The sequence below is a fragment of the Vibrio sp. Vb1755 genome (assembly GCF_033338635.1).
Classification (GTDB): domain Bacteria; phylum Pseudomonadota; class Gammaproteobacteria; order Enterobacterales; family Vibrionaceae; genus Vibrio; species Vibrio alginolyticus.
Window position 1 is genome coordinate 1 of record NZ_JAWOTA010000201.1, and the last position, 1,265, is coordinate 1,265.

General features: G+C 43.6%; 1 protein-coding gene. It reads left to right on the top strand.

All coding sequences use genetic code 11. The features are described 5' to 3' along the window. Positions 1–15 precede the first annotated feature (15 nt). Positions 16–1,233, top strand: coding sequence for a glucose-1-phosphate adenylyltransferase (glgC, locus tag R7E00_RS23895; protein ID WP_005457246.1), 1,218 nt, complete (start codon positions 16–18; stop codon positions 1,231–1,233). Positions 1,234–1,265: the final 32 nt, after the last annotated feature.

Sequence of the window (1,265 nt, forward strand, 5' to 3'; positions counted from 1 at the left end):
TATGGAGAACAACAAATGGCTGGTGTTTTGGGAATGATTCTTGCTGGCGGTGAAGGCTCTCGTTTGAGACCTTTAACTGAATCCCGTAGTAAACCTTCGGTACCTTTTGGTGGAAGTTATCGGCTGATTGATTTCGCTCTAAACAACTTTGTAAATGCGGATTTGATGCGCATTTATGTCCTTACTCAATTTAAATCTCAGTCACTTTTCCATCACTTGAAAAAAGGGTGGAACATTAATGGTATTACTGATCGCTTTATTGACCCAATTCCTGCGCAAATGCGTACGGGTAAGCGTTGGTATGAAGGCACTGCAGATGCTATCTATCAGAACCTACGTTTTATGGAGCTTGAAGAACCGGATCAGGTTTGTATCTTTGGCTCTGACCACATTTACAAGATGGACATCAAGCAGATGCTGAACTTCCATACGGAGAAGAAGGCGTCATTGACGGTGTCTGCACTGCGCATGCCACTAAAAGAAGCTTCTCAGTTTGGTGTAATAGAGGTTGATGCTGAAGGCAGAATGATTGGCTTTGAGGAAAAACCCGCTAATCCAAAATCGATTCCTGGAGAACCAGATTTCGCGTTAGTCTCGATGGGGAACTACGTATTCGAAGCACAAGTTCTATTTTCTGAACTCGTGGAAGATGCAGACAATGAAGCTTCCTCACATGATTTTGGTAAAGATATCATCCCGAAAATGTTCCCTCGTGGTGACGTTTTTGTCTATGACTTCAGCACCAACAGAATCAGTGGTGAGAAAGAAGAGGTTTACTGGCGTGATGTAGGTACGATTGATGCGTACTGGCAAGCGCACATGGATCTATTGGAAAAAGACGCGCCATTCTCTTTGTACAACCGTAAGTGGCCTCTTCATACCTATTACCCACCATTGCCACCTGCAACGTTTACCGATTCAGACAACGGTCGAGTGCAGATCATCGATAGCTTGGTATGTAATGGCAGTTATGTTCGTGGTTCTCGTATCGAGAAGTCAGTACTTGGATTTCGCAGCAATATTGCATCCGCGTGTGATATTAGCGAATGTATCCTATTAGGTGACGTAAAAATTGGCGAAGGCTGTGTGTTACGTCGTGTTATTGTCGACAAGGATGCCGATATTGCACCTGGAACTCAAATTGGTGTGAATCTTCAAGAAGATAAAAAGCATTTCCATGTGTCGGAAGAGGGCATTGTTGTTATTCCGAAAGGAGCTCGAGTTGGCTACTAACAACTTATCTATTCTGTTTGTAGCTTCTGAGG